Source organism: Pseudomonas sp. HMWF006 (assembly GCF_003061205.1).
Taxonomy (GTDB): domain Bacteria; phylum Pseudomonadota; class Gammaproteobacteria; order Pseudomonadales; family Pseudomonadaceae; genus Aquipseudomonas; species Aquipseudomonas monsensis.
Genome location: NZ_QAIU01000394.1, coordinates 25,263 through 31,266, shown reverse-complemented (window position 1 = coordinate 31,266; position 6,004 = coordinate 25,263). Strand labels below are relative to the sequence as shown.

Sequence of the window (6,004 nt, the reverse complement as noted above, 5' to 3'; positions counted from 1 at the left end):
GAGGGAGAGGGAACTGACCGAGTGGTTTGTGCAAGTTACATCGACCTGAACGTCCGGAGTCGAACTCAGGTTTTGAACAGCACCTGATTGAGAGGTCGGCCGTCGAACTCAGGTTTTGAGCAGCCACTGATTGACAGAACCGGAGTCGAACTCAGGTTTTGAACAGCCCCCGATCGGCTCCCTTCCCCCTCGCCCCCTTGGGGGAGAGGGTTGGGGTGAGGGGGTAAGCTCTTGATCTTCACCACACCCGAGTGGTTCACACATGACAACACAACAACTGTTCCTGGGCATCGACTGCGGCACCCAAGGCACCAAAGCCATCATCCTCGACGCCGCCAGCGGTCAAGTCCTCGGCCAGGGCGCCGCCGCCCACACGATGATCAGCGGCGCCAACGGCCGCCGCGAGCAAGACACCCAGCAATGGCTGGAAGCCTTCACCCTCGCCACCCGCCAGGCCTTGTTGGCAGCAAATGTCGATGGCCAGTCGATCCTCGGCATCGGCGTCTCCGGCCAGCAACACGGCCTGGTCTTGCTCGACGATCAGGGCCAGGTACTGCGCCCGGCCAAGCTTTGGTGCGATACCGAAACCAGCGCCGAAAACGACCGCTTGCTCAAGCACCTGGGCGGCGAAAAGGGATCGCTGGAACGCCTCGGCGTGGTCATCGCGCCGGGCTACACCGTGTCGAAACTGCTCTGGACCCAGGAACAGCATCCGGCGGTTTTCTCGCGCATCGCCCACATCCTGCTGCCCCATGACTACCTCAACTTCTGGCTCACCGGCCGCGCCTGCAGCGAATACGGCGATGCCTCGGGCACCGGTTACTTCAATGTGCGCAGCCGTCAGTGGGACTTGCAATTGCTGCGCGACATCGACGCCAGCGGTCGCCTGCAAGCCGCCCTTCCGGAGCTGATCGACGCCCACCAGCCGGTCGGCACGATCCTGCCGAGCATTGCCGAACAGCTCGGCCTCAACCCCGCCGCACGGGTATCCAGTGGCGGCGGCGACAACATGATGGGCGCCATTGGCACCGGCAACATTCAGCCCGGTGCAATCACCATGAGCCTTGGCTCGTCGGGCACGGTGTACGCCTATGCCGACGCGCCCACCGTCAGCCCGGATGCCTCGGTCGCGACGTTTTGTTCTTCCAGCGGCGGCTGGTTGCCGCTGATCTGCACCATGAACCTGACCAATGCCACCGGCGCGATTCGCCAGTTGTTCGACCTCGACCTGGAACAGTTCAACACGCAGGTGGCCCAGGCGCCGATCGGTGCCGAGGGCGTGACGCTATTGCCGTTTTTCAATGGCGAACGCGTCCCCGCCCTGCCCCACGCCAGCGGCAGCCTGCACGGGCTGACGCTGGACAACCTGACCCAGGCCAATCTGTGTCGCGCCGCCGTCGAAGGCACCACCTTCGGTCTGCGCTACGGGCTGGATTTACTGCGCCACAATGGTTTACAAAGCAGCAGCATTTGCCTGATCGGCGGAGGTTCGAAAAGCGCGGTGTGGCGGCAGATCGTCGCCGACATCATGAACACCCCGGTCATCTGCACCGAACAAAGCGAAGCCGCCGCCCTTGGCGCGGCGATACAAGCGGCGTGGTGCGAATCCTGGTCGAACGGCCACGAAGACACGCTCGCCGCCCTGTGCGAACGCTGCGTGAAGCTTGACCTGAACAGTGAAACCCTGCCGGTCGCCGCGAATGTCGCGGCGTTCCAGCAGGTCTATGAACGCTATCAACAGCATGTCGCAACCCTATAAGAGCGAACAATTATGTATCTGGTGTGTGGCGAAGCCCTGTTTGATTTCTTCAGCGAAGACGATGCCAGCGGGCAGGCGTCGAAAGTCAATTTCAAGGCGATTGCCGGCGGCTCGCCGTTCAACGTCGCCGTGGGTCTGCGCCGTCTTGGCGTGGACTCGGCGCTGTTTGCCGGGCTATCTACGGACTACCTCGGCCGACGCTTGCAACAGGTGTTGCAGGAGGAAGGCGTGCGCCCGGACTATCTGGTGGATTTCGCCGCGCCGACCACCCTGGCAATGGTCGCCGTGGGTGCCAACGGGGCGCCGCACTACAGCTTTCGCGGTGAAGGTTGCGCGGATCGGCAGTTGAGCCTCGCCCACCTGCCGTCACTGGATTCGCAGGTACGTGGTTTGCACATCGGCTCGTTTTCGCTGGTGGTGCAGCCCGTCGCCGATACCCTGCTCGCTCTTGTCCAGCGCGAAAGCGGCAAACGCCTGATCACCCTCGACCCGAACGTGCGCCTCAATCCGCAGCCGGACATCGTGCTGTGGCGCGAGCGCGTGGCGACGCTGGTGCAACTGGCCGACATGATCAAAGTCAGCGACGAAGACCTGAGCCTGCTCTACCCCGAGCAGGATCCGCAGCGCGTGATCGAAAGCTGGCTCGAACATCGCTGCCAACTGGTGTTCCTCACCCGTGGCGGCGAAGGCGCGAGCGTGTTCAGTCGTGCGCACGGCTCGTGGTCGGTGCCAGCCTGCTCGGTGAAGATCGCCGATACCGTCGGCGCCGGCGACACCTTCCAGGCAGCGCTCATCACCTGGCTGACCGAGCACCGGCTGGATTCGGTTGAAGGCGTACAACAACTGAGCCGCGAACAGATCGACGCCATGCTCGGCTTTGCCGTGCGGGCGGCCGCCCTGACCTGCAGCAAGACCGGTCCGGATCTCCCCTATCGTCACCAATTGTCCTGAGCGCGTAGACTGTCGCCCTTTTTCACGCGCATGACGGGATGACGGCTTTTGAATTCAGGGCAGACGGTTGGACTTCTGGTACTCGCGACACTGTTGACCGGGTGCGGCACCTCGCCGCCCCGTTCCCCTGAAAACATCTGCGAGATCTTTCGCGAAAAGAGCGACTGGTACGACGCCGCACAAGTCACGCAACGGCGCTGGGGCGTGCCGATTCAGGTGCCTTTCGCGATCATGTATCAGGAGTCCGGTTACCGCTACGACGCCAAGACCCCGCGCAAATACCTGCTCTGGGTGATCCCGTGGGGCCGCGTATCGACCGCCGCCGGTTATGCGCAAGCCAAGGACGAAGTGTGGTCCGACTATCAGAAAAGCACCGGGCGCAATTGGGCCGACCGCGAGGACTTCGACGACGCAATCGACTTTGTCGGCTGGTACATGGACAAGACCACCTCGATCAACGGCGTGTACAAATACGACGCCTATAACCAGTACCTCAACTACCACGAAGGCTGGGGCGGATTCCGCAACAAGACCTACGCCAGCAAAGCCTGGCTGATGCCGACGGCGCGCAAGGTGCAGAGCCGTTCAGACCTGTATGCGCAGCAATATGCCGGATGCAAGGAGGATCTGAATCGCGGCTTCTGGAGCCGGTTCTGGCATTGGCTGTAACAGCCATTTCAAGGACTCCATCGCGAGCAGGCTCACGCCTACAGGGGATCTGCGCTGAACACTAATCTCGTGAACACCAAAGAAACCTGTGGGAGCGGGCTTGCCCGCGATAGCGCTCGATCAGACGCTACAGATCGAAGCCTTACAACAGCGAAAAGTTGTAACTCACAATCAACCGGGTCTCATCCACATCCCGGGCGAACTGCTCGTAGTTGGTGCGGTAAGTCGCATTACGCAGGCGCAGGCTTACATCCTTGAACGTGCCGGTCTGAATCACGTACTTCAATTCGCTGTCACGTTCCCACTCTTTGCCTTCCTGATCACTGCCCGGCACCTTGACATGGTCACCGTTCACATAACGGGTGAGGAAACTCAGGCCATTGATGCCGATTGCCTTGAAGTCATAGTCATAACGCAACTGCCAGGAACGCTCCTGCGCGGCGGCGAAATCGTTGACCTGGACGTAGTTGACCAGATACGGATTGCTGCCATCGAGGTACGGCATCGAGTTGTCGCCGTTCATGCGCTGCCAGCCGGCGCTGAAAGTGTGGCCGCTCAACGCGTAAGACAGCATGCCGCTCAACGCTCGGTTGTCGATGGACCCGGCCTTGGCATCGCCGCTGTCAGCGCTCTTCAGCAAACGCAGATCCGCCTTTAACACACCATCGCCCAGCGGCTGATTGCCCAACAGCCCGACGAAGTGCTGGCGATAGATATCTTCCAGTTCCGCGTAGTGATACTGCGCGGTCAGGCGATCATTGATCTTGTAGTCGACGCCGTACATGTCGAAATGATCGGCGGTGGTGTTGCACGCGTAGCGCTTGTTCTTGCAATGCACGCGGATGTCTTGCGAATCGCTGGAATCGCGCGCGGTGTACTTGTCCAGGCGCGCAGCCATGAAGGTCAGGTCCTGCACTTCCCTGGAAGTGAGCATCGCACCGTTGAACATCGTCGGCAGCAGGCGACCGTCGTTGTACTTGAGCAACGGCAGATCCGGCAGCAGCGCGCCGTATTTCAGCACCGTGTCCGAGACCTTGACCTTGGCGGTCAGGCCCATTTTTGCGTACTGACCTTTCGAGCCGCGTGGGTTGTCACCGCTCGATGGCAACAAGCCGCTGTTGCTGCGATCAGGGCTGGAATCGAGTTGCAAACCGAGCATGCCCAGCGCATCGAGACCGAAGCCGACCGTGCCGTCGGTGTACCCCGATTGCAGATTGAGAATGAAACCCTGAGCCGACTCTTCACGCTTGGAGGCGCCCTGATCGTTCGAGGTGTGCCCATCACGGAAATCGCGGTTGAAGTACACCGTGCGCGATTCGATTTTCGCCGTGGTGTCTTCAAAAAATCCGCTGGCCTGAGCCTGCGCGGCAAAACCGGCGCACAGCACAACAGCTCCGAAGCCAAACGACTGGCGCGGGGTGATCAGGGGGAATGGGGGACGCATGAAAAACTCCAACAATGCAGCGTTTGCGCAGAGGCGCAATAAGCCAGAAAAATAGCTCCCGTCCCGGGTCAGGCTGAGCCGGGAGAAAGTGAACACGCAGGGGTGAGTCGCAATGATGGCAGATGGCTTTGACGTGCCACAGGCGACTTTAGTCTGAAACTGACTGATGATTCTTCAGTGCCGGTTCGGACAGAACCGTGTTAATTGCGCACGCACGCTCGCCTGAAGCACGTGTATTCATTAGGCCAAAGGCTTTATGTAAGGGTTTTCCCTATGCCATGAACACCCCGCCCCTACGGCATTTGCGCCTTGAATGAGGCGATTTAATCCTGCACCATCTGTCCCCTGCTTATTCAACGGACGGAATTCAAGGCATGCTGGACGCCAACGCAACCCACATTACCCTCACGCTTGAAGGCGCCAACACCGACCTGCAAGTCCTCAGCTTCACCGGTCGCGAAGCCCTCAACGAACCGTTCCGTTTCGACCTCGAACTCGTCAGCGCCCGCCCCGACCTCAAACTCGAAGAACTGCTGCACAAGCCCGGCGTCCTGACCTTCGGCCCTACCGGCGAAGGCAAGATCCACGGTCTGGTCTATCGCATCGAGCAAGGCGACTCCGGCAAGACCCTGACCCGCTACAGCATCAGCCTGGTGCCGCAACTGGCCTACCTGCAGCACAACCATGATCAGCAGATTTTCCAGAACCTCACCGTTCCGAAGATCATCGGCCAGGTGCTGGAAGATCGCGGCATTCTCGCCGACGCCTACAGCTTCCAGCTCGGCGCCGAGTACCCGGAACGCGAGTACTGCGTGCAGTACGACGAATCCGACCTGCATTTCATCCAGCGTTTGTGTGAAGAGGAAGGCATTCACTTCCACTTCCAGCACAGCAGCAGCGGGCACAAGCTGGTGTTCGGCGACGATCAGACCGTGTTCCGCAAACTCAAACCGGTGAGCTACCAGCAAGACTCCGGCATGGCTGCCGACAAACCCGTGATCAAGCGCTTCAACCTGCGCCTGGAAACCCGCACCACCCGCGTCAGCCGCCGCGATTACGACTTTGAAAAACCGAAGATCCTGCCCGAAGGCGCGGTCAAGTCCGAGTTCGCCCCAGACTTGGAGGACTACGACTACCCCGGCCGCTTCACCACCCGCGAGCGCGGCAAGTTCCTTTCCACC

At 60.6% G+C, this 6,004-nt stretch carries 5 protein-coding genes; 4 read left to right on the top strand and 1 reads right to left on the bottom strand.

Annotation, left to right across the window (positions count from 1 at the left end):
- Positions 1-262 precede the first annotated feature (262 nt).
- From xylB to DBR24_RS16245, 3 genes are read left to right on the top strand one after another with little or no spacing between them, the layout of a single operon-like run.
- Complete coding sequence (xylB, locus tag DBR24_RS16255) at positions 263-1,759, top strand: xylulokinase (RefSeq protein WP_128615275.1); 1,497 nt, start codon at positions 263-265, stop codon at positions 1,757-1,759.
- A gap of 12 nt (positions 1,760-1,771) precedes the next feature.
- Entirely contained in the window at positions 1,772-2,710 is a 939-nt protein-coding gene (locus tag DBR24_RS16250) for a carbohydrate kinase (protein ID WP_128615274.1), read from the top strand.
- 48 nt (positions 2,711-2,758) lie between these two features.
- Positions 2,759-3,379 (top strand): hypothetical protein, encoded by a 621-nt coding sequence (locus tag DBR24_RS16245; RefSeq protein ID WP_128615273.1) that lies wholly within the window; start codon positions 2,759-2,761, stop codon positions 3,377-3,379.
- 142 nt (positions 3,380-3,521) lie between these two features.
- Here DBR24_RS16245 and DBR24_RS16240 read toward each other — a convergent pair whose 3' ends face one another.
- Positions 3,522-4,823, bottom strand: a complete 1,302-nt coding sequence (locus tag DBR24_RS16240) for an OprD family porin (protein WP_128615272.1) — start codon at positions 4,821-4,823, stop codon at positions 3,522-3,524.
- 374 nt (positions 4,824-5,197) lie between these two features.
- Here DBR24_RS16240 and tssI point away from each other — a divergent pair.
- Positions 5,198-6,004 (top strand): type VI secretion system tip protein TssI/VgrG (gene tssI / locus DBR24_RS32400; protein ID WP_256591554.1); only part of this gene is annotated, 807 nt, incomplete at its 3' end.

Coding starts and splice junctions, on each gene's coding strand:
- xylB (WP_128615275.1), top strand. CDS start 263: ATGACAACACAACAACTGTTCCTGGGCATCGACTGCGGCACCCAAGGC.
- DBR24_RS16250 (WP_128615274.1), top strand. CDS start 1,772: ATGTATCTGGTGTGTGGCGAAGCCCTGTTTGATTTCTTCAGCGAAGAC.
- DBR24_RS16240 (WP_128615272.1), bottom strand. CDS start 4,823: ATGCGTCCCCCATTCCCCCTGATCACCCCGCGCCAGTCGTTTGGCTTC.